19 protein-coding genes are annotated in these 21,945 nt (G+C 74.3%); 13 read left to right on the forward strand and 6 right to left on the reverse strand.

Annotated features, from left to right (window positions below; genetic code table 11):
* Positions 1-23 precede the first annotated feature (23 nt).
* The gene (locus LPA27_RS09305) at positions 24-1,451 is read left to right on the forward strand and encodes an amidase (protein WP_228942248.1); all 1,428 of its coding nucleotides are present in this window, start codon (positions 24-26) and stop codon (positions 1,449-1,451) included.
* Complete coding sequence (locus tag LPA27_RS09310; protein WP_193666166.1) at positions 1,442-2,296, forward strand: SDR family NAD(P)-dependent oxidoreductase; 855 nt, start codon at positions 1,442-1,444, stop codon at positions 2,294-2,296. Before LPA27_RS09305 ends, LPA27_RS09310 begins: the two co-directional genes overlap by 10 nt.
* On the opposite strand, the gene LPA27_RS09315 is transcribed toward LPA27_RS09310, so the two are convergent.
* Positions 2,293-3,057: a sulfite exporter TauE/SafE family protein gene (locus LPA27_RS09315; RefSeq protein WP_228942249.1), complete on the reverse strand. Its 765-nt coding sequence runs from the start codon at positions 3,055-3,057 to the stop codon at positions 2,293-2,295. The two genes, LPA27_RS09310 and LPA27_RS09315, sit on opposite strands and share 4 nt — an antisense overlap.
* Positions 3,054-3,776 (reverse strand): FadR/GntR family transcriptional regulator, encoded by a 723-nt coding sequence (locus LPA27_RS09320; RefSeq protein WP_056865872.1) that lies wholly within the window; start codon positions 3,774-3,776, stop codon positions 3,054-3,056. The genes LPA27_RS09315 and LPA27_RS09320 overlap by 4 nt, the downstream gene beginning before the upstream one ends.
* Positions 3,777-3,881: 105 nt before the next feature.
* On the opposite strand from LPA27_RS09320, the gene LPA27_RS09325 reads away from it, so the two are divergent.
* Genes LPA27_RS09325 through LPA27_RS09335 form a run of 3 tightly spaced genes read left to right on the forward strand, consistent with a single transcriptional unit; the run spans position 3,882 to position 7,896 of the window.
* Positions 3,882-5,210: an SLC13 family permease gene (locus LPA27_RS09325; protein WP_056903486.1), complete on the forward strand. Its 1,329-nt coding sequence runs from the start codon at positions 3,882-3,884 to the stop codon at positions 5,208-5,210.
* 17 nt (positions 5,211-5,227) lie between these two features.
* Positions 5,228-6,463, forward strand: a complete 1,236-nt coding sequence (locus tag LPA27_RS09330) for a CaiB/BaiF CoA transferase family protein (protein ID WP_267477199.1) — start codon at positions 5,228-5,230, stop codon at positions 6,461-6,463.
* Positions 6,460-7,896 (forward strand): carboxyl transferase domain-containing protein, encoded by a 1,437-nt coding sequence (locus tag LPA27_RS09335; protein ID WP_082502717.1) that lies wholly within the window; start codon positions 6,460-6,462, stop codon positions 7,894-7,896. The genes LPA27_RS09330 and LPA27_RS09335 overlap by 4 nt, the downstream gene beginning before the upstream one ends.
* 4 nt (positions 7,897-7,900) lie before the next feature.
* Here the strand turns inward: LPA27_RS09335 and LPA27_RS09340 are convergent, their stop codons facing one another.
* Positions 7,901-8,887: a Ku protein gene (locus tag LPA27_RS09340; protein ID WP_228942250.1), complete on the reverse strand. Its 987-nt coding sequence runs from the start codon at positions 8,885-8,887 to the stop codon at positions 7,901-7,903.
* A gap of 86 nt (positions 8,888-8,973) precedes the next feature.
* On the opposite strand from LPA27_RS09340, the gene ligD (LPA27_RS09345) reads away from it, so the two are divergent.
* The 4 genes from ligD (LPA27_RS09345) to LPA27_RS09360 are packed head-to-tail and all read left to right on the forward strand — an operon-like array spanning position 8,974 to position 12,359.
* The gene (ligD, locus tag LPA27_RS09345; protein ID WP_228942251.1) at positions 8,974-9,930 is read left to right on the forward strand and encodes a non-homologous end-joining DNA ligase; all 957 of its coding nucleotides are present in this window, start codon (positions 8,974-8,976) and stop codon (positions 9,928-9,930) included.
* Positions 9,927-10,841 carry a non-homologous end-joining DNA ligase gene (ligD, locus tag LPA27_RS09350; RefSeq protein WP_228942252.1) on the forward strand — a complete coding sequence of 305 codons (915 nt, stop codon included), beginning with the start codon at positions 9,927-9,929 and terminating at the stop codon, positions 10,839-10,841. Before ligD (LPA27_RS09345) ends, ligD (LPA27_RS09350) begins: the two co-directional genes overlap by 4 nt.
* 28 nt (positions 10,842-10,869) lie before the next feature.
* Positions 10,870-11,562, forward strand: coding sequence for a response regulator transcription factor (locus tag LPA27_RS09355; RefSeq protein WP_056865878.1), 693 nt, complete (start codon positions 10,870-10,872; stop codon positions 11,560-11,562).
* A 41-nt stretch (positions 11,563-11,603) separates the two neighbouring features.
* Complete coding sequence (locus tag LPA27_RS09360) at positions 11,604-12,359, forward strand: HAD-IIA family hydrolase (RefSeq protein WP_056865892.1); 756 nt, start codon at positions 11,604-11,606, stop codon at positions 12,357-12,359.
* A 16-nt stretch (positions 12,360-12,375) separates the two neighbouring features.
* Here the strand turns inward: LPA27_RS09360 and LPA27_RS09365 are convergent, their stop codons facing one another.
* Positions 12,376-12,984, reverse strand: coding sequence for a TetR family transcriptional regulator (locus LPA27_RS09365; protein WP_228942253.1), 609 nt, complete (start codon positions 12,982-12,984; stop codon positions 12,376-12,378).
* Between the two features lie 47 nt (positions 12,985-13,031).
* Between LPA27_RS09365 and LPA27_RS09370 the strand changes: the two genes are divergently transcribed.
* Positions 13,032-13,949: an oxygenase MpaB family protein gene (locus tag LPA27_RS09370; RefSeq protein WP_082500577.1), complete on the forward strand. Its 918-nt coding sequence runs from the start codon at positions 13,032-13,034 to the stop codon at positions 13,947-13,949.
* Positions 13,950-13,959: 10 nt separating this feature from the next.
* Positions 13,960-14,202 (forward strand): DUF3099 domain-containing protein, encoded by a 243-nt coding sequence (locus LPA27_RS09375; protein ID WP_056865880.1) that lies wholly within the window; start codon positions 13,960-13,962, stop codon positions 14,200-14,202.
* A gap of 12 nt (positions 14,203-14,214) precedes the next feature.
* On the opposite strand, the gene LPA27_RS09380 is transcribed toward LPA27_RS09375, so the two are convergent.
* Together LPA27_RS09380 and LPA27_RS09385 are read right to left on the reverse strand one after the other, a co-directional pair.
* On the reverse strand, positions 14,215-17,430 hold the full coding sequence (locus tag LPA27_RS09380) for a hybrid sensor histidine kinase/response regulator (protein WP_228942254.1): 3,216 nt from the start codon (positions 17,428-17,430) through the stop codon (positions 14,215-14,217).
* Between the two features lie 53 nt (positions 17,431-17,483).
* Entirely contained in the window at positions 17,484-18,935 is a 1,452-nt protein-coding gene (locus LPA27_RS09385) for a serine/threonine-protein kinase (RefSeq protein WP_228942255.1), read from the reverse strand.
* A gap of 144 nt (positions 18,936-19,079) precedes the next feature.
* Between LPA27_RS09385 and tyrS the strand changes: the two genes are divergently transcribed.
* Both tyrS and LPA27_RS09395 read left to right on the forward strand, forming a co-directional pair.
* Positions 19,080-20,351: a tyrosine--tRNA ligase gene (gene tyrS, locus LPA27_RS09390; RefSeq protein WP_228942256.1), complete on the forward strand. Its 1,272-nt coding sequence runs from the start codon at positions 19,080-19,082 to the stop codon at positions 20,349-20,351.
* A 10-nt stretch (positions 20,352-20,361) separates the two neighbouring features.
* Complete coding sequence (locus LPA27_RS09395) at positions 20,362-21,405, forward strand: alpha-hydroxy acid oxidase (protein ID WP_228942257.1); 1,044 nt, start codon at positions 20,362-20,364, stop codon at positions 21,403-21,405.
* The last annotated feature ends 540 nt before the right edge of the window (positions 21,406-21,945 follow it).

Here is a 21,945-nt window from a genome sequence, read left to right on the forward strand (position 1 = left end):
AGGGTCGGGTCTAGGGTCGGGTCATGGACGAGCGCAGGGGCGTCGACGAGCACGACGCGGTGGCGGTGGCCGAGCGGGTCGCCTCGGGACGGGCGAGCGCGCGGGAGGTGCTCGAGGAGAGTCTCGCGCGGGTGGCGCGGCTCGACCCGCCGCTCAACGCCTTCTCGGTCGTGCTCGCCGAGGCGGCCCGCGCCGAGGCCGACGCGCGCGACGCGGCACAGGCGGCGGGGGAGCCGCTGGGGCCGCTGCACGGGGTGCCGGTGGCGGTCAAGGAGGAGCTCGACGTCGCCGGCGCCGTGACGACGTACGGCGGCGAGGCCAACTCCGCCGCGGCGCCGGCCGACGCGGAGCTGGTGCGTCGGCTGCGCGCGGCGGGCGCGGTGGTGGTCGGCAAGACGACGATGCCGGAGTTCGGCGCGTTCCCGTTCACCGAGGGCGCCTCGCGCGGGCTGACCCGCAACCCCTGGGACCCCTCGCGGACCCCGGGCGGGTCGAGCGGGGGCACGGCGGTGGCGGTGGCGACGGGCATGGTGCCGGTGGCCGTCGGCGGCGACGGTGGCGGGTCGATCCGCATCCCCAGCGCCTGCTGCGGGCTCTTCGGCCTCAAGCCGCAGCGCGGGCGGGTGACCGCGGCGCCGCAGCCGCACCTGTGGTGGGCGCTGGGCACGACCGGCCCGCTGGCCCGCAGCGTCCGGGACGCCGCGCTGGTCTACGACGTGGTGCGCGGCAGCCTGCCCTCCGACCTCCACCACGCCGGGGAGGCCGGGTCCTTCGTGGAGGCGGCCGGCCGTGCTCCGGGACGGCTGCGGGTCGGCTGGTCGGTGCGACCGGTCACCCGTGGCGTGCGCCCGCACCCCGAGCACGTCGCGGCCGTCCACGACACCGCGCGGCTGCTGGCCGAGCTGGGCCACGAGGTGCGCGAGGTCGACCCGCGCTACCCCGACCCGACCGCTGCCTTCGTGCCGCAGTTCCTCGCCGGCATCCGCTCGGAGGCCGAGCTGGTGCAGCACCCCGAGCGGCTGGAGCGTCGCACGCGCGAGACGCTGCGGCTGGGGGCGTGGGTGACCCCGCGGGTGCGGGAGGCCGCCCTGCGGCGCACCCGCACCGTCTCGGCCCTGGCCAACCGGGTCTTCGAGGGCGACGGCGCCGTCGACGTGCTGCTCACCCCCGCCACGGCCCACCGTCCCGCCCGGGCCGGAGTCCTCGACGGCCGGGGCACGGTGGCCAGCTCGCTGCTGGCGCTGCCCTCGATCGCCTACGCCGCGCTGTGGAACGTCGCGGGCAACCCCGCGGCCGCCGTGCCGGCGGGGCTGGCCTCCGACGGGCTGCCCCTGGCGGTGCAGCTGGTGGGCCGCACCGACGACGAGCCGACGCTGCTGAGCCTCAGCGCCCAGCTCGAGGCGGCACGCCCCTGGTCGTTCCCCCCTCGTAGACTCCGCGGGTGCTGCTGACCACGCCCGTCTCCCGCGTCCGTCGTCTGCTGGGCTTCCCCAGCCCCCTGGCCGGGCGGGTCGTGCTCGTCACCGGCGCCTCCTCCGGCATCGGCGAGGCCACCGCGGTGCAGGCCGCGGCCAAGGGCGCCACGGTGCTGCTCGTCGCCCGTCGGGCCGAGGAGCTGGCGCGTGTGCAGGAGACGATCGAGGCGGCCGGCGGCCGGGCCGCGACCTATCCCTGCGACCTCACCGACCCCGACGCCGTCGACGCCCTCGTCGCGCAGGTGCTGGCCGAGCACGGCGCCGTCGACCACCTGGTCAACAACGCCGGTCGCTCGATCCGCCGCTCGCTGCGCCTGAGCCACGACCGGCTGCACGACGTGGAGCGCACGATGGCGGTCAACTACCTCGGCCCGGTGCGGCTGACCATGGGCCTGCTCCCCGCGATGCGGGCCCAGGGCTTCGGCCACGTGGTCAACGTCGTGACCTGGGGCGTGCAGGTCAAGGCCCCGAAGTTCTCCGCCTACATCGCCTCCAAGACCGCCCTCGACACCTGGGGCCGCATCGCCGGGCGCGAGACCTACGCCGACGGCGTCGCCTTCACCGCCATGCGCTTCGCGCTGGTCCGCACCCCGATGATCGCCCCCACCGAGGCCTACGCCGGCCGGGGGGAGACCCCCGAGCGGGCCGGCGCGCGGGTCGTGCGGGCGCTGGAGGACCGCCCGGTCACCGTCGACACCCTCGCGGGCCGGCTGGGCGAGATCGTCACCATCGCCGCCCCGCGGCTCTCCGACGCGGTGTTCTCCCTCGTCGACGCGCGCTTCCCCGACTCCGCCGCGGCGCGCGGCTCCGACCGCCCCTAGACCAGCAGCCCGACGGCGGCGGCCACGCCCGCGGCCACGACCAGGGAGCGCAGCACGGTCGGCGGCAGGCGCCGGCCGATGCGGGCGCCGACGTAGCCGCCGCCCACCGAGCCGAGGGCGAGCAGCCCGACCGCGGTCCAGTCGAGGTCGGCGACCACGACGAAGATCGCGCCGGCCACGAGGTTGCCGGCCATCACCGCCAGGGTCTTGAGGGCGTTGAGCACGCGCATCTCCACGTCGAGTCCCAGGCCGAGCACGGCCATCGCCATCACCCCGGAGCCGGCGCCGAAGTAGCCGCCGTACACGCCGGTGAGGGCGCAGAAGACGCGGGTGGTGCGCGACATCGCGGTGCGGTCCACGGGGGTCCCGCCGTCGTGGCGCGACCGCAGCCGGGCCGAGAGGCGCGGCTGGACGCCCACCAGCAGGCACGTGAAGAGGATCAGCCACGGCACCACCGCCCCGAAGACCTCGGCCGGCAGGGAGAGCAGCAGGAAGGCCCCGGCCACCGCGCCGGTGCCGCAGGCCAGCAGCACCGACCAGGTGAGCCGCGGGTGCACGCGCAGCTCCGCGCGGTAGCCCAGCGAGCCGCTGACGGCGCCGGGCAGGAGGCCCACGGTGTTGGAGGCGTTGGCCACCACCGGCGGCAGCCCGACGGCGAGCAGCACCGGGAAGCTCAGCAGCGACGCCACCCCCACCGTCGAGGTGAGCACGCCGGCCCCGAGGCCGGCGGCCAGCACGGCCAGCTGCTCGAGCCCGCTCACCGCTCCTCGTCGCGCAGCACGGCGACGTCGCTGACCATCTCGACGTGGCGGTGCATCGCCGCCGCCGCGGCGACGGGGTCGCCCGCGGCGATGGCGTCGGCGATGGCGCGGTGGCCGGCCAGGGAGTCCCGCGGGCGCCCGGGCTGGGAGAGCGACTCGATGCGCGACTCGCGGACGAGGTCGCCGATCTCGCCCATCAGCCGGGCCAGCAGCAGCGAGTGGGCGGCCGCGGTGACGGCGCCGTGGAAGCGCTCGTCGCCCTCCACGCCGCGACCACCGGCGGCGATGTCGGCCTCCATGGCGGCCAGGGCGTCGTGGATGCGCGCCAGGTCGTCGTCGGTGCGGCGCGCCGCGGCGAGCGAGGCGATCTTGGTCTCGAGCGCGTCGCGCGTCTCGAGGATCTCGGGCAGCCGGTCGGCGTGGGCGCGGATCGCGTCGGTGATGCGGGTGGTGGCCGGCACGCCCGGGGAGCCCGGGGAGCCGGTCACCACGGTGCCGTCGCCGTGGCGCACCGCGACCACCCCGATGACCTCGAGGGCCACCAGGGCCTGGCTCAGCGTCGCGCGGCTCACCCCGAGCCGGGTCGCGAGCTCGCGCTCGGGCGGCAGCCGATCGCCGGCCACGAGTCCGTTCTCCTGCACCCACCCGGTGATCTGCTCCGCCACCTGCTCGTAGAGCCGGGTGCGGGCGAGGCGGCGCGGGAAGGCGGCGTCGGACATGCGGCCAGCGTATTGACTAATGGGTCATTGGGCTATTGGCTAGGCCACTGAGCCAGATGTGATCGCGGTCACCGGGACCGCCGGGGCTCGGGAGAGAGGGACCTGATGGGACCGGAATGGGTAGCGATCATCGCGCTCGTCGCGTTGTTCGTGATCGGCACGCTGCTGCCGATCAACATGGGAGCGTTGGCCTACGTCGCCGCGTGGTTGGTGGGCATGTACGCCCTGGAGCTCGACGAGAAGGAGATCCTGGCCGGGGTCAGCGGTGACCTGATCCTCACGCTGATCGGCGTCACCTACCTGTTCGCGATCGCGAGGAACAACGGCACCGTCGACCTCATCGTGCGCAGCGCGGTCAGGGCCGTGGGCGGGCGCGTCGCGCTCATCCCGTGGGTGATGTTCTTCGTGACCGCGCTGCTGACCGCGATCGGCGCGGCCAGCCCGGCCGCCTGCGCCATCATCGGCCCGATCGCCCTCGGGTTCGCCGGTCGCTACCGGATCAGCCCGCTGATGATGGGCATGTTCGTCGTCCACGGCGCGCAGGCCGGCGGGTTCTCGCCGATCAGCATCTACGGCATCATCACCAACTCGGTGATGGAGGACGCCGGCCTGCCGTCCAACGAGATCGTGGTGTTCCTCTCCAGCCTGATCGTCAACTTCCTGCTCGCGGTCGTGCTCTTCGCCGTCCTCGGCGGTCGCGAGCTCGTCAGCCGCCGCATCGACGCCGACGAGGCCCAGGGGCCCGACACCCTCACCGAGGACCTCCACCGCGGCGGCGCCTCGATCCCGGCCCGCGGCACGGGCACCACCACCGCGACGCCGACGCAGTCGCTGGGCGTGCGCAGCGACCAGGTGCTGACGCTCATCGCCTTCGTCGCGGTCGCCGTCATCGCGCTGGCCTTCGACAAGAACATCGGCTTCGTGGCCATCACGGCCGCGGTCATCCTGGCCATGCTCTCGCCCAACCAGCACAAGGACGCCGTCAAGCAGGTCGCCTGGCCCACGGTGCTCCTGGTCGCGGGCGTGAGCACCTACGCCACGATCCTCACCACCGCGGGCTCCCCGGAGTTCGTCGGCACGTGGGCCGCCGGCCTGGGTGCGGCCGCGCTCGGCGCGCTGATCCTCTGCTACGTCGGTGGTGTGGTCTCGGCCTTCGCCTCCTCCACGGCGCTGCTGCCGGTGATCATCCCGATCGCGGTGCCGCTCATCGCCGACGGCGGCATCAACGCCGCGCTCTTCGTGGCGGCCCTCGCGGTCTCCTCGACCATCGTCGACGTGAGCCCGTTCTCGACCAACGGCGCCCTGATGCTGGCCAACCGGCCCGACACCATCAGCGAGCCCGTCTACTACAAGCAGATCCTGACCTACAGCGTGATCGTGGTCGTCCTCGGACCGCTCCTGGTCTGGGCCGCGCTCGTGCTGCCGCACTGGTGAGAGGGACGACCACACCGATGACCGACCAGACCCCCGACCAGACCCCCGGCCGGACCCCCGGTGCCGGCCCCAGCGGCACCCCCCTGGCCGACGTGCTCGTCGTCGACCTGACCCGCGCCCTGGCCGGCCCCCACGCCACGATGATGCTGGGCGACCTCGGCGCCCGCGTGGTCAAGGTGGAGACCCCGCAGGGCGGCGACGACACCCGCGGCTGGGGCCCGCCCTTCGTGGGCGAGCCCGACCAGCGGCAGTCGACGTACTTCCTCTCCGCCAACCGCAACAAGGAGTCGATCGCCCTCGACCTCAAGGACGACAGCGAGGGCGGCGACCGCGAGGTCCTGCTGCGCCTGGTCGACCGCGCCGACGTGCTGGTGGAGAACTTCCGCACCGGCGTCCTCGAGCGGCTCGGCCTCGGCATCGAGGAGCTGCAGCGGCGCAACCCGCGTCTCGTGGTGCTCTCCATCACCGGCTTCGGCCACGACGGTCCCGAGGGCGGGCGGGCCGGCTACGACCAGATCGCCCAGGGCGAGGCCGGCCTGATGTCGCTCACCGGCTCCGGGCCCGACGACCCCCAGCGGGTCGGCACGCCCATCGCCGACCTCCTGTCGGGCATGTACGGCGCCTACGGCGTGCTGGCCGCCCTCAACGAGCGCCACCGCACCGGGCGCGGCAGCGTCGTGCGCACCTCCCTGCTGGCCTCGCTGGTCGGCGTGCACGCCTTCCAGGGCACCCGCTGGACCGTGGCCGGCGAGGTCGGCCGCGCCCAGGGCAACCACCACCCCTCGATCTCGCCCTACGGCCTGTTCCGCTGCCGCGACGGCGCGGTGCAGATCGCGCTGGGCAGCGAGGGCCTGTGGCGCCGCTTCTGCGCCGGCTTCGGACTCGACCCGGAGGCCGAGGGCCTGGCCACCAACCCCGAGCGCGTCGCCGTGCGCGAGCAGGTCGTGGCCCTGGTCGAGTCGGTCTTCGCCGACTGGGACAGCGAGCCCCTGCTCGCGCGGCTGGCCGAGGTCGGGGTGCCGGCGGGCAAGGTCCGCACCCTCGACGAGGTCTACACCTGGGACCAGACCCTCAGCCAGGGGCTGGTCGTCGACGTCGAGCACTCCACGCTCGGCACGGTCTCGCTGCCCGGCCCGCCGCTGCGCTTCTTCGACAGCGGCGGAGCCGAGGTGACCCGGCGCGACCACGCCGCGCCGCCGGTGCTCGACGAGCACGGCGCCGCCCTCCGCGCATGGCTGGAGGAGGAGGCGTGAGCGAGCGCTGGACCGCGCACCAGCTGCTCGAGCTGGTGCTCGACGACGGCTCCTACGAGTCGTGGGACGCCCCCATCGACATCTCCGGGCACTCCGCCGACTACCGCGCGGCGCTCGAGCGCGCCGCGCAGAAGGCCGGCACCGACGAGTCGGTGGTCACCGGCCGCGGCACGATGCACGGCCGGCCCGTCGCGGTCGTGGCCAACGAGTTCGGGTTCCTGGCCGGCTCCATCGGTCGCGCCGCGGCCGACCGGATCGCCTCCGCCGTACGCCGCGCCACCGCCGAGGGGCTGCCCCTGCTCGCGACGACGGCCTCCGGCGGCACCCGCATGCAGGAGGGCACCCCCGCCTTCGTGCAGATGGTCGAGATCTCGCGCGCGATCATGGCCCACCGGGCCGCGGGGCTGCCGTACCTCGTCTACCTGCGCAACCCCACCATGGGCGGGGTCTTCGCCTCCTGGGGTTCGCTGGCCCACGTGACGGTCGCCGAGCCGGGCGCGCTGGTCGGCTTCCTGGGCCCGAAGGTCTACGAGGCCCTCAACGGCGAGCCCTTCCCGAGCGGTGTGCAGACCGCGGAGAACCTCGCCGACCGTGGCGTCATCGACGCGGTCGTGCCGGCCGAGCAGCTGCCCGCCCTGGTCGACCAGGCCCTGGCGGTGCTGGTCGACGCCCCCGACGAGCCGGCGCTGCCGCGCCGCACCGGCGAGCCCGACCCCGACGCCTCGGCCTGGGCCGCCATCGAGCGCACCCGGGCGCCGGGCCGCGCGGGGGTGCGCGACCTGCTGCGCCACGCCGGGTCGCGCACGCTGCGCCTGCGCGGCACCGACGAGGGCGAGCACGACCACACCGTGATCGTCGCGCTGACCCGCCTCGACGGCCAGCCGTGCGTCGTCGTGGGCCAGGACCGCACGCGCCAGACCCCCGCCACCCCGATGGGGCCGGGCGCGCTGCGCGAGGCCAGGCGCGCCATGCGGCTCGCCGAGGAGCTCGGCCTGCCGCTGGTCACCGTCATCGACACCCCGGGCGCGGAGCTGTCCCAGCGTGCGGAGGAGGGGGCGATCGCGGGCGAGATCGCCCGGTGCATCGCCACGATGACCACCATGACCGTGCCCACCCTGTCGGTGGTGCTCGGCCAGGGCTGCGGGGGAGGGGCGCTCGCGCTGCTGCCCGCGCAGGTGGTCGTCGCAGCCGAGAGCGCCTGGCTCTCCCCGCTGCCCCCCGAGGGCGCCAGCGCGATCGTGCACCGCGGCGACACCGGCCACGCGGCCGAGATGTCGGAGCACCAGCAGGTCCGCGCCGTCGACCTGCTGCGTGACGGCACGGTGCACCACGTCGTGCCCGAGCACGCCGACGACGACGCGGCGGCGCTGGCGCGCGCGGTCGCCGCGGAGTGCTCGGCCCGCCTCCGGGACCTGGTGGCGGGCCGGGGCTGAGCCCTCAGCTGGCCTTCGGGGCCGCCGCCTTCCGCGTGGTGCGCGTGGCGGCGGTCTTGGCGGTCTTGGCAGCCGGGGTCTTCTTCGCGGTGCTCTTCTTCGCGGTGCCCTTCGTGGCCGTGGGCTTCGTCGTGGCCTTCGTCGTGGGCTTCTTCGCAGCCTTCTTCGTGGTCTTCGTCGTGGTCTTCCCCGCCGGCGCCGAGGCCTGGCCCGCCTCGCCCCGGGCGCTCTTGGCGGCGTCGACCGAGCGCTGCAGGGCGGCCAGCAGGTCGACGACCTCGCCGGAGGACTTGGTCGAGGTGGCGGTGCGCTTGAGCTCGCCGCCCTCGATCTTGGCCTTCACCAGGGCCTCGACGGCCCCGGCGTAGTCGTCCTCGAACTCCGCGGTGTCGAAGTCTCCGGCCAGGGTCTCGACCAGCATCGTGGCCATCGCGACCTCGCTGTCCTTGACCTCGCCGGGCTCGACGGAGAAGTCGGGGGTGCGGATCTCGTCGGGCCACATCATGGTCTGGAGCACGATCACGTCCTCGCGCACCCGCAGCACCGCGATGGAGGTCCGCTGGCGCAGCGCCACCGTGACCACGGCCATCCGGTCGGCGTCGACGAGGGCCTGGCGCAGCAGGGCGTAGGGCTTGGCGCCGGACTTCTCCGGCTCGAGGTAGTAGCTCTTCTCGAAGAGCATCGGGTCGATCTGGTCGCTCGGCACGAACTTCTCGACCGCGATCTCGCGCGAGGACGACGCGGGCAGCTCGGCCATGTCGTCGTCGGTGAGCACGACCATCTCGCCGTCCTCGGTCTCGTAGCCCTTCGCGATCTCGCTGTAGGGCACCTCCTCGCCGTCGACCGAGCAGATCCGCTGGTAGCGGATGCGGCCCCCGTCGGCGACGTGCACCTGGCGGAAGGAGACGTCGTGGGACTCGGTGGCGGCGTAGAGCTTCACCGGCACGTTGACCAGGCCGAAGGAGACGGCGCCCTTCCAGATGGCTCGCATGCGCCGAGTATTCCCCTCCGCCGCCTGCGCGTCATCACCCCGCGCGGGGTGCTGCCGGCCGGGGGCGGGTGCGCCAGGATGGCCGCATGCTGCCGATGCTGGCCACGAAGGCCGACCACGTGCCGACCGGCCCGGGGTGGGTCCACGAGGTGAAGTGGGACGGCGTGCGGGCGCTCGTCGACACCGCCGGCGGCTCCACCCGCCTGACCAGCCGCAACGACAACGCCATCACCCTGGCCTGGCCCGACCTGGTCGACGCGCCCCTGGGGCGCCGCGACGTCCTCCTCGACGGCGAGATCATCGCGATGAACGACGCGGGCCTGCCCGACTTCCGCGTGCTCCAGGACCGGATGCACGTACGCCGCGCCGCGACGGCCGCCCGCCTGGCCGAGCAGGTGCCCGCGCTGCTCATGGTCTTCGACGTCCTGCGCCTCGACGGGGCCGACCTCACCGGCGAGCCGCTCGCCCGGCGTCGCGAGCTGCTCGAGGACCTGGTCGCCGACGGCCTCGGCGGCACGTGGCAGGTGCCGCCGACCTACGACGACGGCGCGATGCTCGCCGAGGCGACGCGGGCGCAGGGGCTGGAGGGCATCGTCAGCAAGCGGCTGACCTCGCGCTACACCCCGGGCGAGCGCAGCCCGCACTGGCTCAAGCGGGCCCACCGCCACCGGCTGTCCTACGTCGTGGGCGGCTGGCGGCCCCAGGAGGGCACGACCGACCGGCTCGGGGCGCTGCTGGTGGGCGAGCCCACCCACGACGGTCTGCTCTACCGCGGTCGGGTGGGCAGCGGCATCGGCGGGCGGGCCTCCGCCCTGCTCGCCGAGGCGCTCGCCCCGCTCGCACGGGGTGACAGCCCGTTCGCCGACGAGGTGCCCCCGGTCGACGCCCGCGGCACCCGGTGGGTGGAGCCGCGGCTGGTGGTCGACGTCGACACCCACCACACCTCGCGGGCCCAGCGGCTGCGCCAGCCGTCGTACCAGGGCCTGCGCCCCGACCTGGCTCCGCAGGACGTCGTCGCGCCGGCCCCGGGGGAGGGCCGGTGAGCCCCGAGCGCCAGGAGGTGCGCGTCGAGGTCGACGGCCGCACGCTGACCCTCTCCAGCCTCGACAAGGTCATGTACCCCGCGACCGGCACCACCAAGGGCGAGGTCCTCGACTACTACGCCCGGGTCTCCCCGGTGCTGCTGCCGCACCTCGCCGACCGGGCGGTGACCCGCATCCGGTGGCCGCACGGCGTCGCCGACGGGAGCTTCTACGAGAAGAACGCCCCCGCGGGCACCCCGTCGTGGGTCCGCACCGCCCGGGTGCCCACCACCGGCACCCGAGGCCCGAGCCGCCACGGCGACACGGTCGTCTTCCCCGTCGTCGACGACCTGGCCACCCTGACCTGGCTGGCCAACCTCTCCGCCCTCGAGCTCCACGTCCACCAGTGGACGGTGGGCCGCAACGGGCGCCCGCGCAACGCCGACCGCCTCGTCGTCGACCTCGACCCCGGCGAGCCGGCCGGCCTGCACGAGTGCTGCCAGGTCGCGCTGCTGGTGCGCGAGGAGCTGGCGGGCCACGACCTGGCGGTGCGCCCCGTCACCAGCGGCAGCAAGGGCCTGCACCTCTACGCCGACCTGCCCGGCCGGATGCGTCCCGACGACTCCACCGCGCTGGCCAAGGAGGTCGCCGAGGCGCTCCAGGCACGTGTGCCGCGGCTGGTCACGGCGACCATGACCAAGGCCCGGCGCGGTGGCAAGGTGTTCCTGGACTGGTCGCAGAACGCCGGCTCCAAGACGACGGTCTCGCCGTACTCCCTGCGCGGGCGCGAGCGGCCCACCGTCGCCGCCCCCGTGACCTGGGCGGAGGTCGAGGCGGGAGCCGAGGACCCGCTCGGCCTGGAGCAGCTGCGCTTCGAGGAGGTCCTCGACCGCGTCGCCGACCTCGGCGACCTGTTCGCCCCTGCCACCTGAGCGGCCCGCCTGGCCTTAGGGTGGGCACATGCCGCGGGTTCTGGTCGTCGAGGACGAGGAGGACATCGCGTTCCCCCTGGTCCGCACCCTCGAGCGCGAGGGCTACGACGTCGTCTGGGTCGACAGCGGGCAGAAGGCCCTCGACGACCTCGCCGGCGGCGCGACGGCGGTCCCGGCCGACGTGGTGATCCTCGACCTCGGCCTGCCCGACATGGACGGCCTGGAGGTCTGCCGCCGCGCGCGCGAGGCCGGCTTCGGCGGCGCGATCATGATCGTCACCGCCCGCGCGGCCGAGCTCGACCGCGTCGTCGGGCTCGACTACGGCGCCGACGACTACGTCGCGAAGCCCTTCGGCCTGGCCGAGCTCCAGGCGCGGGTGCGGGCGCTGCTGCGCCGCACCACGGCGGTCCGCGAGCCCGAGCCCGCCCACGACGGGCTGCGCATCGACGTCGGCGCGCGCCGGGTCTACGCCGGCGACGTCGAGGTGCCGCTGACCGGCAAGGAGTTCGACGTGCTCAGCATCCTCGCCGCCCAGCGCGACAAGGTCGTCTCCCGCGGCCGGCTGATGGCCGACGTGTGGGACGAGAACTGGTACGGCTCGACCAAGACCCTCGACGTCACCATCGGCCGGCTGCGCCAGAAGCTGGAGAGCGTCGGCGTCACCGAGAAGGTCGTCGCCGTGCGCGGCGTCGGCTTCCGCCTCGAGACCCCCGCGCCGTGAGCGCCCACCCTGAGCGGGCCGTCGAGACCTGGCTCACCGACATGGACGGCGTGCTGGTGCACGAGGAGGTGCCCATCCCGGGCGCCCAGCAGTTCATCGAGCGGCTCAAGGACTCCGGCCTGGGCTTCCTGGTGCTCACCAACAACTCGATCTACACCCCGCGCGACCTGCGCGCCCGGCTGCTCGGCAGCGGGATCGACGTGCCCGAGGGCGCCATCTGGACCTCGGCGCTGGCGACCGCGCAGTTCCTGGCCGACCAGCGCCCCGGCGGCACGGCCTACGTCGTCGGCGAGGCCGGCCTGACCACGGCGCTGCACGACATCGGCTACGTCATGACCGACCGCGACCCCGACTACGTCGTGCTCGGTGAGACCCGCACCTACTCCTTCGAGGCCATCACCCGCGCGATCCGGCTCATCGCCGACGGAGCCCGCTTCATCGCCACCAACCCCGACCCCAGCGGGCCCTCGCAGCAGGGCATGCTCCCCGCCACGGGCTCGGTGGCCGCGCTCATCAGCACCGCCACCGGCCGCCAGCCCTACTTCATCGGCAAGCCCAACCCGCTCATGATGCGCAGCGCCCTCAACCGCATCGACGCCCACTCCGAGACCACGGTGATGGTCGGCGACCGGATGGACACCGACATCATCAGCGGTCTCGAGGCGGGGCTGCGCACGGTGCTGGTCACCAGCGGCTCGACCCGCGCCGACCAGGTCGAGACCTTCCCCTACCGGCCCACCCGGGTCTTCGAGTCCGTGGCCGACCTGGTCGACCTCGTCGGCGACGGCACGCTCTAGTCGCGACCCGGCCGGCTCAGCCGGCGGGGCCGTCGCGCACCACCGCGAGCACGGCCCGGGCCAGCGCCTCGCCCAGCACGTCGCCGTCGAGCGGCCGGACCGCGACCTGCTCGTCGTCGAAGAGCGCCTGGCTCGCCCCCAGCGCGAACAGCACGCGCCAGGCCGCGCCGGCCTGCTCCGGCGTGGTCGCGAAGCGCTCCACCAGCCACCCGCTCACCGTGTCGCCGAGGCGGTGGGTCGCTGCCGTGGCGGGCGGGCCCAGCCGGGGGTCGCTGCGGCCCTCGACGAGGAAGGTGCGCAGGGGAGCGCGCTCGGTGGCGAAGATCCCCAGCGCGGCGCGGGCGAGCAGCCCCACGGCGCGGTCGTCGTCGGGCTCGGCGTCGGCGGCGGCGAACGACGCGGCGGTCGCCGCCTCGATCCGGGCCAGCGCACGGGCCTGCGCGGCCACCAGGAGTCCGGTGCGGTCGCCGAAGCGGTGGTAGAGCGAGCCGTTGGAGGTGCCGGCCCGGCGGGCCACGGCGGCGACCGTCACCGCCGCCAGTCCGCCCTCGGCCAGCAGGTCGAGGGCCGCGGCGAGCATGCGGTCGGCCGACGACTCGCTGCGCGACTGCACGGGGGTCCTCACGCCGACGACCCTAGCGTGACTGGAGCAGGTGCTCTAGTTTGGCTCCCATGAGGACCTTCACCTGGCGCGGGCAGCGCTTCGGCGGCGTGGGCCGCGACCACTGGCGGCGGGTCAACGACCGCCTCGACCCCGAGACCGACTTCGTCGAGATCTACCGCAACGTCGTCACCTACGACCTGCCCTGGGACATGAACCAGGCCCTCTCCTTCGCGCTCTTCCGCACCTACGCCGTGCCGGGCATCGGTCGCCTGCTCGACGAGACCGGCCAGTTCACCGGGGCGGTGCAGAAGCGCTACGACGACACCGGGCTGCTGCTCGAGGTGCCGCTGCTCCACGGCTTCGAGCACCCCGAGGCCCGCACGGCCGTGCGGCGCATCAACCAGATGCACCGCTCCTACGACATCCCCGAGCACGAGATGCGCTACGTGCTGTCGACCTTCGTGGTCGTGCCCAAGCGCTGGGTCGACGACTACGGCTGGCGCCGGCTCACCGACCGCGAGCTGCGGGCGTCGGTCAACTACTACCGCGAGCTCGGCCGCCACCTCGGCATCCGCGACGTCCCGGAGGACTACGCCGGCTTCGAGCGGCTGCTCGACGACTACGAGGCCGTCCACTTCGCCCACGACCCCGGCGCCCGTCGGGTCGCCGACGCCACGCTCGGGCTGATGCTCACCTTCTACCCCCGCCCCGCCGCACGGGCGGTCGAGGTGTTCAGCCGCGCGCTCATGGACCCGCCGCTGCGCTCGGCCCTCCAGTACGCCGCGCCCCCGGCCGCCGTCGTGGCCGCCTCCCGCGGTGCGCTCAAGGCGCGCGGCCTGCTGCTGCGGGCGTTCCCGAGCCGCACGAGCGCGCGCACCGTCAACGACCTGCCCTACGTGCGCTCCTACCCCGACGGCTTCGACGTGGCCGCGCTCGGCACCCGGCCGGTGCCGGGGGTCGCCGGCTGCCCGGTGCGGCAGGCGTAACGTCGGGGTCGTGCAGCGTGCGCGACGACGACGGGTCTACCTGGTGCTGATGGGCACCTGCCTCGTGCTCGTCGTGCTCGCCTGGAACGTCGTCCGGCTGTGGTCGACCTCGGCGGCGGTGGTGATGAGCGTGGTCGCGGCGGTGATCCCGCCGGTGGCCAGCGTGGTCGCCAACCACGGCGCGCTGGCGGAGAGCGACCTTCCCCGGGAGCGCCCGGAGCGGCGCCCGCCGCCTCCCGACCCCGACCGCTGACCGGTCCGCGGCTCAGCCCAGGGTGGCGTCGCGCCAGGCCAGCATCGCGGCCCCGGCCCTCGCCACCTCCGCCTCGACGCCGGGCAGCAGCGCCTCGATGCCCTCGGTGGTGCCCGACTCGGCCACGCGCTCGACCCGGCGCAGGGCCTCGGCGGCGTCGCGGGCGCCGAGGTTGAGCGCGCCGCCCACGAGCTTGTGGGCGCAGCCGCGCACCTCCGCCGAATCGGCGCCCTGCGCCAGCAGCTCCCGCAGCCGGCTGAGCGTCTCGGCGCCGTTGGTGACGAAGTTGCCGATGGCACGGGCCAGGTAGGTGCCGTCCTCGTCGACCTCGCGCAGCATCTCGAGCCGGTCGAGGTCGAGCTGCGCCACCGCCTGCGGGGCGGTGGCGCGGCGCAGCGCGGTGGGCATCTCGACCTCGACGCCCAGCCAGCGACCGAGGGTGGCCGCCAGGGCGGTCGGGTCGACGGGCTTGGTGAGGAAGTCGTCCATGCCGGCCTCGAGGCAGCGCTCGCGCTCACCCTCGACGGCCGCGGCCGTCATGGCCACGATGGGGCGGCGCGCACCGGACTCGGCGGCGCGGATGGCGCGGGTGGCGGCGTAGCCGTCCATGTGCGGCATCTGCACGTCCATGAGGATGACGTCCCAGTCCTCCGCAGCGGCGCGGGCGACCCCCTCGGCCCCGTCGTCGACGGTGACGACCTCGAAGCCCAGCGCCTCGAGCAGACCCGTGGCGACCATCTGGTTGACCGCGTTGTCCTCGACCACGAGCACCCGACCGAGCACGGCCGGGTCGTCCTGCTCGCGGGTGCGGCCCTCGCCGGCTTCCTGGCCGGCGCCGTCGCCGCCCGCCCCGGAGGTGGCCGTGCCCAGCAGCTGCACCAGGGTGGAGCGCAGGACCCCGGTGACGACGGGCTTGACCAGCCAGTCGTCGACGCCCGCGGTGTCGAGGTCGTCGGCGGCGACGGCCGGGGTGGAGGTGAGCACGAGCAGCCGCACCCCGTCCCACGTCGGGTCGGACCGCACCGCGCGGGCCAGGCCGAGGCCGTCGACCCCGGGCATGACCAGGTCGAGCACGACGGCGTCGAAGGGGTCGCCCGCGGCACGGGCGCGGGCCAGCTCCTCGAGGGCCTCGGCGGCCGACGCCGCCCCGACCGTGCTGATCTCCCACCAGCTCAGCTGCTCCTCGAGGATCAGCCGGTTGGCGGCCACGTCGTCGACGACCAGCACACGGTGCCCCGACAGCAGTGTCCGGGCCTCGACCTCGGCGGGGTCGACGCCGTCCCCGGCCGCCTCCCGCAGCGGCACCGAGAAGGAGAAGACGCTGCCGCCACCGTCGCGCGGGGCGTAGGCGATGTCACCCCCCATCGCCTGGACGATCTCGCGGGAGATGGCCAGGCCCAGACCGGTGCCTCCGTAGACCCGGGTGGTGCTGGCGTCGGCCTGGGTGAAGGGCTCGAAGAGGTGGTCGAGCTCGCCCGGGTCGACCCCGACCCCCGAGTCGCTCACCGTGACCAGCAGCCGCACCCCGCCGTCGCCCGCGGGCCCGGTCGTCGGCTCGGCGGTGACGCGCACCGCCACCCCGCCGGTCTCGGTGAACTTCACCGCGTTGGACACCAGGTTGGTGAGCACCTGCGCGAGCCGGGTGGGGTCGCCGGCCAGCACCACCGGCACGTCGGGGTGGCAGGAGACCGACAGGTCGAGCCCGCGCGAGCGCGCCGACTCGGCCAGCACCCCGACGACCTGGTCGAGCACGAGCCGCACCTCGAAGTCGAGGGTCTCCAGCTCGAGGCGCCCGGCTTCGATCTTGGAGAAGTCGAGGATGTCGTTGATGACGCCGAGCAGGGCGCGACCCGCCACCTGCACGCCGGAGGCCAGGCGCTGCTGCCGTGTCTCCAGCCCCGAGCGCAGCAACAGGTCGGTGAGGCCGATGACGCCGTTGAGGGGGGTGCGGATCTCGTGGCTCATCGTGGCCAGGAACTCCGACTTCTGCAGCGACGCGGCCATCGCCTCGTCGCGGGCCGTCGCGAGTGCACGGTCGTCGCGCTCGCGCTCGGCGACGCGTCCCAGCTGACCGGCGACCAGCCCCACCATCGCCTCGATCATGGCGTGGCGGTAGAGCGGCGGGTCGCTGGTGAGGGTGACGACCGCGCAGACCTCGCCGTCCAGCGTGACCGGGAAGCCGATGGTGAGCCGGGCGTCGTCCCACAGCGGCCGCTGCTCGCGCAGGACCCGCCGGGCCAGCGCGAGCTCGTCGGCCGTCTCGACGGGGGTGCTCAGGTCCTCCGCGATCTCGACCTCGCCGCGGTACAGCGGGGCGAGGTCGTCGGTGTCCGCCACCGGCACGAAGGCTCGCCCGCGCACCCAGTCGTCGTGCAGCAGCACCAGCGACCGTGCCTGGAGCAGCACCTCCTCCAGGGTCCTGGCCTGGTTGGCGGCGCTGGCCACGGTCTGCATGAGGGCGTTCTGGGTGACCTGGTCCTGCAGCGCCAGCTCGGTCTCGTGGGCCTCGGTGACGTCCTGGTGGGTGCCGGCCATCCACCGACGACCACCGGCCTCGTGGACGCGGCCGCGGCCCCTGGTCCACACCCAGCCCTCGCCGGCACGCATCCGTGCCACGAACGCGAGGTCCTCGGGGCCGGCCAGCGCCTGGGCCACCGCGTCCTCGACCCGGCCCCGGTCCTCGGGGTGCACCCGGTCCAGGAACCCCTCGACGTCGGTCAGCGGCTCGTCCTGGGGCAGTCCGTAGAGGGCGAGCAGCGCGGGTGAGACGGTCACCAGCCCGGTGTCGAGGTCCCAGTGCCAGCCGCCGATGCGAGCGATCTGCTGGGCCTCGGCGAGGCTGGCCTCGCTGGTGCGCAGGGCCTCGGTGGTGGCCCGCCGCTCGGTGTAGTCGGTGAAGGTGAAGATCACGCGGGTCAGGCGGCCCTGCTCGTCGCGCAGCGGGCTCTCCCTCGTCAGGGTCCACAGCACGCCCCCGTCGCGCCGCAGCAGCTGCACCTCCACCGGCGCCTCCCGCACCCGGCCCTCGCGCAGGTCGGCCAGGTGCGCCTCGAAGTCGGCGACCCCGCCGGGGTCGAGCGCGGCGCGCAGGTCCATCGTCATGGCCTCGTGCTCCGGCACGCCGCACATGCGGGCGATGACCCGGTTGGCGTAGACGGTGCGCCCCTCGAGGTCGACCACCCAGACGCCGTCGGGGGAGGACTCCACGATGTCGCGGTAGAGATCCACCGGTTGCACGTGAGGTCCCCCCGGGCGTCGATTGGTGGGTCCCACGATAGGGCTCAGCTCAGGTCGCCGGCGATCAGGTAGCTGCCGTCGGACTGCTGCTCCAGCTGGAGGGTCACCGACTCCTCGACCGGCCCGCCGCCGGCCTCGGTCTGACGCCGGTAGACGTAGCTGACCGTGCCCGCCGCGGGGTCGGCGCTCACGTCGAGCACCTCGGCACGCCGCACGGTGCCCCAGAAGCCCAGGTAGCCGTCGAGCCCGCCGCTGGCCTGCTGGAAGGCCGGGGTCAGCATCGTGAACGCCGACTCCGGGTCGGAGGCGGCGAGTGGGATGTACTGGTCCACGAAGGCGGTCATCGACGCCGCGGTCGGCCGTGGCTGCGCCGTCGGCGAGGGGGAGCCGGAGGGCGACCCCGACGGCGAGGTCTCGGGGCTGCCCGAGGCGCTGCCTCCCGAGCCCGGGGCCGCGGTGGCCGGCTGCTCGGTGGCGCGGTCGTTGCCGAGCACGAAGGCGAGCCCCGTCACCGCGGCGATGGCGACGAGGGCCAGTGCCGCGGCCAGCACCCGCCCCGTGCGCCGGGGCCGTGCCGCCCGGTCCCCGGTGGCGGCCGCCGCCGCGGCGGGGGTGACCACGGGGGCCACGCCCGTCGAGACGGGCGGCAGCACCGAGAGCCGCTGGGTCTCACCGGATCCGGCGCGGGGGAGCACCGCGGTCTGCGCCGAGCCCGGCCCGGCGGCGAGGAAGTCCCGCACCCGGTGCATCGGCCAGCGCTCGGCCGGGTCGTGGGTCATCGTGTGCTCGAGCAGCGGGGCCAGCCAGCCGGCGTCGTCGAGTCGCGGAGGGTCCTCGTGCACGATGCGGTAGAGCGCGCCGAGCACGTTGTCCTTGACCTCGTAGGGCGGGTGGCCCGACAGCGCGTGGTAGAGCGAGGCGCCGAGCGACCAGACGTCGCTGCGGTCGGTCGCGGTCGACCCGGAGGCCACCTCGGGCGCCAGGTAGGCCGGCGACCCCGTGACCAGGCCGGTCTGCGTCAGCGACGGGTCGGCCTCGGCGCGCGCGATGCCGAAGTCCGAGAGCTTGAGGTGGCCCTCGTCGGTCACCAGCATGTTCGACGGCTTCACGTCGCGGTGCACGATGCCGGCGGCGTGCGCCGCGGCGAGGGCGTCCGCGGCCTGGCCCAGCAGCGGCCCCGCCTGGTCGGGGGTGAGGCGGCCCCGGTCCCGCAGCAGCCCGGAGAGGTTGGTGCCCTCGACGTACTCCATCACCAGCCACTGCTGGTCGCCCTCGTCGACGAGGTCGAAGACCGCCACCACGTGGGGGTGGTTGAGCCGGGCCGCCAGCTTGGCCTCGCGCTCGGCGCGGTGGAGGTCGGCGTCGCTGGCGCCCGGCGCCAGCCCGATCCGCTTGACCGCCACCTGGCGTCCGAGCACCTCGTCGCGGCCGAGCCACACGGCGCCCATGCCCCCTCGCCCGACCTCCCGGTCGAGGGTGTACCTGCCTGCGATCAACGTCTGACCTCCTGGCGCGCCACGATAGGCGCTGCGGCGGCGGCGCTCATCCTCCGACGGGGTGGGCGGGTGGGCGCCGGTGGTCCTCGTGCGGCAGGCTTGTCCCGGCGGGACCCGCCCGCCGTCCGTCCCGAAAGGCCCGACGTGCCCCTCGACCCCACCCTCCTCGACGACCTCGCGTGGCGCGGACTCCTCGCCCACACGACGGACCTCGACGCCCTGCGCGAGGCGCTGGCGGCCGGGAGCGTGCGGTACTACGTCGGCTTCGACCCCACGGCGCCCAGCCTCCACCTCGGCAACCTGGTCCAGATCCTCACCGCGCGCCGCCTCCAGGACGCCGGCCACACGCCCTACCTCCTGGTCGGCGGCGCGACCGGCATGATCGGCGACCCGCGCGACTCCGGCGAGCGGACCCTGAACTCCGCCGACACGGTCGCGGAGTGGGTCCAGCGGGTCCGGGCCCAGATCGAGCCGTTCCTCTCCTTCGAGGGCGACAACGCGGCGACGATGGTCAACAACCTCGACTGGACCGGCGGGCTCTCGGTCATCGACTTCCTGCGCGACATCGGCAAGCACTTCCCGGTCAACCGCATGCTGGCCCGCGACACGGTGCGTCGACGGCTGGAGTCCGGCATCAGCTACACCGAGTTCAGCTACGTCCTGCTGCAGTCGATGGACTACCTCGCGCTCTTCCGCGACCACGGCGTCACGCTGCAGTTCGGCGGCTCCGACCAGTGGGGCAACCTCACCGGCGGGGTCGAGCTCGTGCGTCGTGCGGACGGCGCGTCCGTGCACGCCTTCGCGACCCCGCTCATCACCAAGACCGACGGCACCAAGTACGGCAAGACCGAGGGCGGCGCCCTGTGGCTCGACCCGGGGATGATGTCGCCCTACGCCTTCTTCCAGTTCTGGCTCAACGTCGAGGACGAGAAGGTCGGCGAGCTGCTGCGGATCTTCACCTTCCTCCCGCGCGCCGAGATCGAGGCCCTGGAGGCGCAGCATGCCGAGAAGCCCTTCCTGCGGGCCGGTCAGAAGGCCCTGGCCGAGCACGTCACCACGCTGGTGCACGGTGCCGAGGAGACCGCCCGGATCCAGGCGGCGTCGGCGGCGCTGTTCGGCGGCGGCGACATGAGCGGCCTCAGCGCCGACACCCTCGGCGCCGCGCTGCGGGAGGCCGGCAGCGTGCAGGTCGACCGGGGCGACGGGCTGCCCGGCGTCCTCGACCTGCTGGTCGGCGCCGGGCTGGCCAAGAGCCGCGGCGAGGCCCGCCGCACCGTCTCCGAGGGCGGGGCCTACCTCAACAACGTCCGCATCACCGACCCCGACCACGTGCCGTCCTCCGAGGACCTGGTGGGCGGCACCTGGCTGGTGCTGCGCAAGGGCAAGAAGAGCTTCAAGGGCGTCGAGGTCGTCTGAGGTGGTCGGGGTGCCGAGGTCCTGGGTCGACGGGCTCGAGGCGCGCGCCCGCGCGTCCCTGCCCGCCCCCGTGCACGAGTACGTCGCGCACGGCGCCGGAGCCGGCACCAGCCGCGACGAGGCCGCGGCGGCCTGGCGCGACGTGCGGTTCCTGCCCCACGTGCTGCACGACGTGACCGACGTCGACCTCGCCACCGAGGTCCTCGGCACCCGGCTCGACACGCCGGTGGGCGTCGCTCCCACCTCGCTCCAGCGTGCGGTCCACCCCGACGGCGAGCTCGCGATGGCCCGCGCGACGGCCGCGGCCGGTGGCCTCATGGTCGTGAGCAGCAACGCCGGGTCGACCTTCGCCGACATCGCGGCCACCGGGGTCGCCTGGTGGCTCCAGGTCTACCTCCCCTCCGACCGGACCCTCGCCCTGCCGCTGCTCGAGCGCGCGGTGTCGGCCGGCGCCCGGGCCGTCGTGCTCACGGTCGACACCCCGGTGGTGGGATCCTGGGAGCCGGCCGGCGACCGGGTCTGGGACGTCGTGGACCCCGCGTTCACCCGGGTCAACTTCGACGCGGGCCACGACACGCAGCCCGGTGCCGAGAAGGCCCTCGACCTCGGGCCGCACGACCTCGACTGGCTCGCCGAGCGCACCGGGCTGCCGGTCGTCGCCAAGGGGGTGCTGCGTGCCGACGACGCGCGCCGCTGTGTCCAGGCCGGTGCGGCCGCCGTCTGGGTGTCGAACCACGGGGGACGCCAGCTCGACCGCGCGGTGGCGCCGGCGCGCGCGCTGCCCGCGATCGTGCGGGAGCTCGCCGAGGACGACGCCGAGGTCTACGTCGACGGCGGCCTCGGCTCCGGCACCGACGTGCTCGCCGCTCTCGGCCTCGGAGCCGACGCCGCGTTCCTGGGCCGCCTGCCCCTGTGGGCCCTCGTCGAGGGGGAGCGCGGCGTGGGCCGGCTGCAGGACCGGATCCGGGGCGAGCTGGTCGAGGCCATGCGTCTCGCGGGCTGCCGGCGGGTGGCCGACGCGCGCGACGTCGTCGGGTCGCCAGCGCCGGTCTGAGCGCTTCTCCGAGCCCTGTTCCGAGCGCCGTCAGGTGCCTGTGCCCGCCGTCACGCCCGTTCGATTTGGCGCTGCGGGGACAGGTCGCCTAACGTTCCATCTGTCGCCAGGGAGCGGCGGGGGACAAGATCCGGTCTGGATCGGGTTCCCGGCCCCGGGTCGACCACCCTCACGCCTGCATCGCGCAGCAGACGGCCACCGCCTCGAGCGGAAGCCGAAAGCCGCGGTCAGTAGTGTGCATGGTGAGCGGAATTGAATGTGAAAAGCGCGAGTTTGCGCCGCAGAATTCGCTCCGCTAATGTTTGGAACGCAAGCCCCGCCGCCGGGCAGGAAACGGTCTGGGACGGTGTGCGTCTGATTCTTGAGAACTCAACAGTGTGTCATAGTCGACGAATTAGTTTGTTATGCCCCGTTGGCTGATCTCCTTTTTTGGGGGTTGGTTGATGGTTTCTTTGGTAAGACAATGATTCTGACATCATGTCAGGGTTTTGTTCTTGTCAGGCATCTCTTTTTCCTCGCGTCCTTTGTGGGTGTGGGGTG

The organism is Nocardioides sp. Leaf374, from assembly GCF_916862475.1.
Lineage (GTDB): Bacteria > Actinomycetota > Actinomycetes > Propionibacteriales > Nocardioidaceae > Nocardioides > Nocardioides kribbensis.

Coding starts and splice junctions, on each gene's coding strand:
- ligD (WP_228942251.1), top strand. CDS start 8,974: ATGCTGCCGATGCTGGCCACGAAGGCCGACCACGTGCCGACCGGCCCG.
- LPA27_RS09305 (WP_228942248.1), top strand. CDS start 24: ATGGACGAGCGCAGGGGCGTCGACGAGCACGACGCGGTGGCGGTGGCC.
- LPA27_RS09325 (WP_056903486.1), top strand. CDS start 3,882: ATGGGACCGGAATGGGTAGCGATCATCGCGCTCGTCGCGTTGTTCGTG.
- LPA27_RS09360 (WP_056865892.1), top strand. CDS start 11,604: ATGGACGGCGTGCTGGTGCACGAGGAGGTGCCCATCCCGGGCGCCCAG.
- LPA27_RS09370 (WP_082500577.1), top strand. CDS start 13,032: ATGAGGACCTTCACCTGGCGCGGGCAGCGCTTCGGCGGCGTGGGCCGC.
- LPA27_RS09320 (WP_056865872.1), bottom strand. CDS start 3,776: ATGTCCGACGCCGCCTTCCCGCGCCGCCTCGCCCGCACCCGGCTCTAC.
- LPA27_RS09355 (WP_056865878.1), top strand. CDS start 10,870: ATGCCGCGGGTTCTGGTCGTCGAGGACGAGGAGGACATCGCGTTCCCC.
- LPA27_RS09330 (WP_267477199.1), top strand. CDS start 5,228: ATGACCGACCAGACCCCCGACCAGACCCCCGGCCGGACCCCCGGTGCC.
- LPA27_RS09340 (WP_228942250.1), bottom strand. CDS start 8,887: ATGCGAGCCATCTGGAAGGGCGCCGTCTCCTTCGGCCTGGTCAACGTG.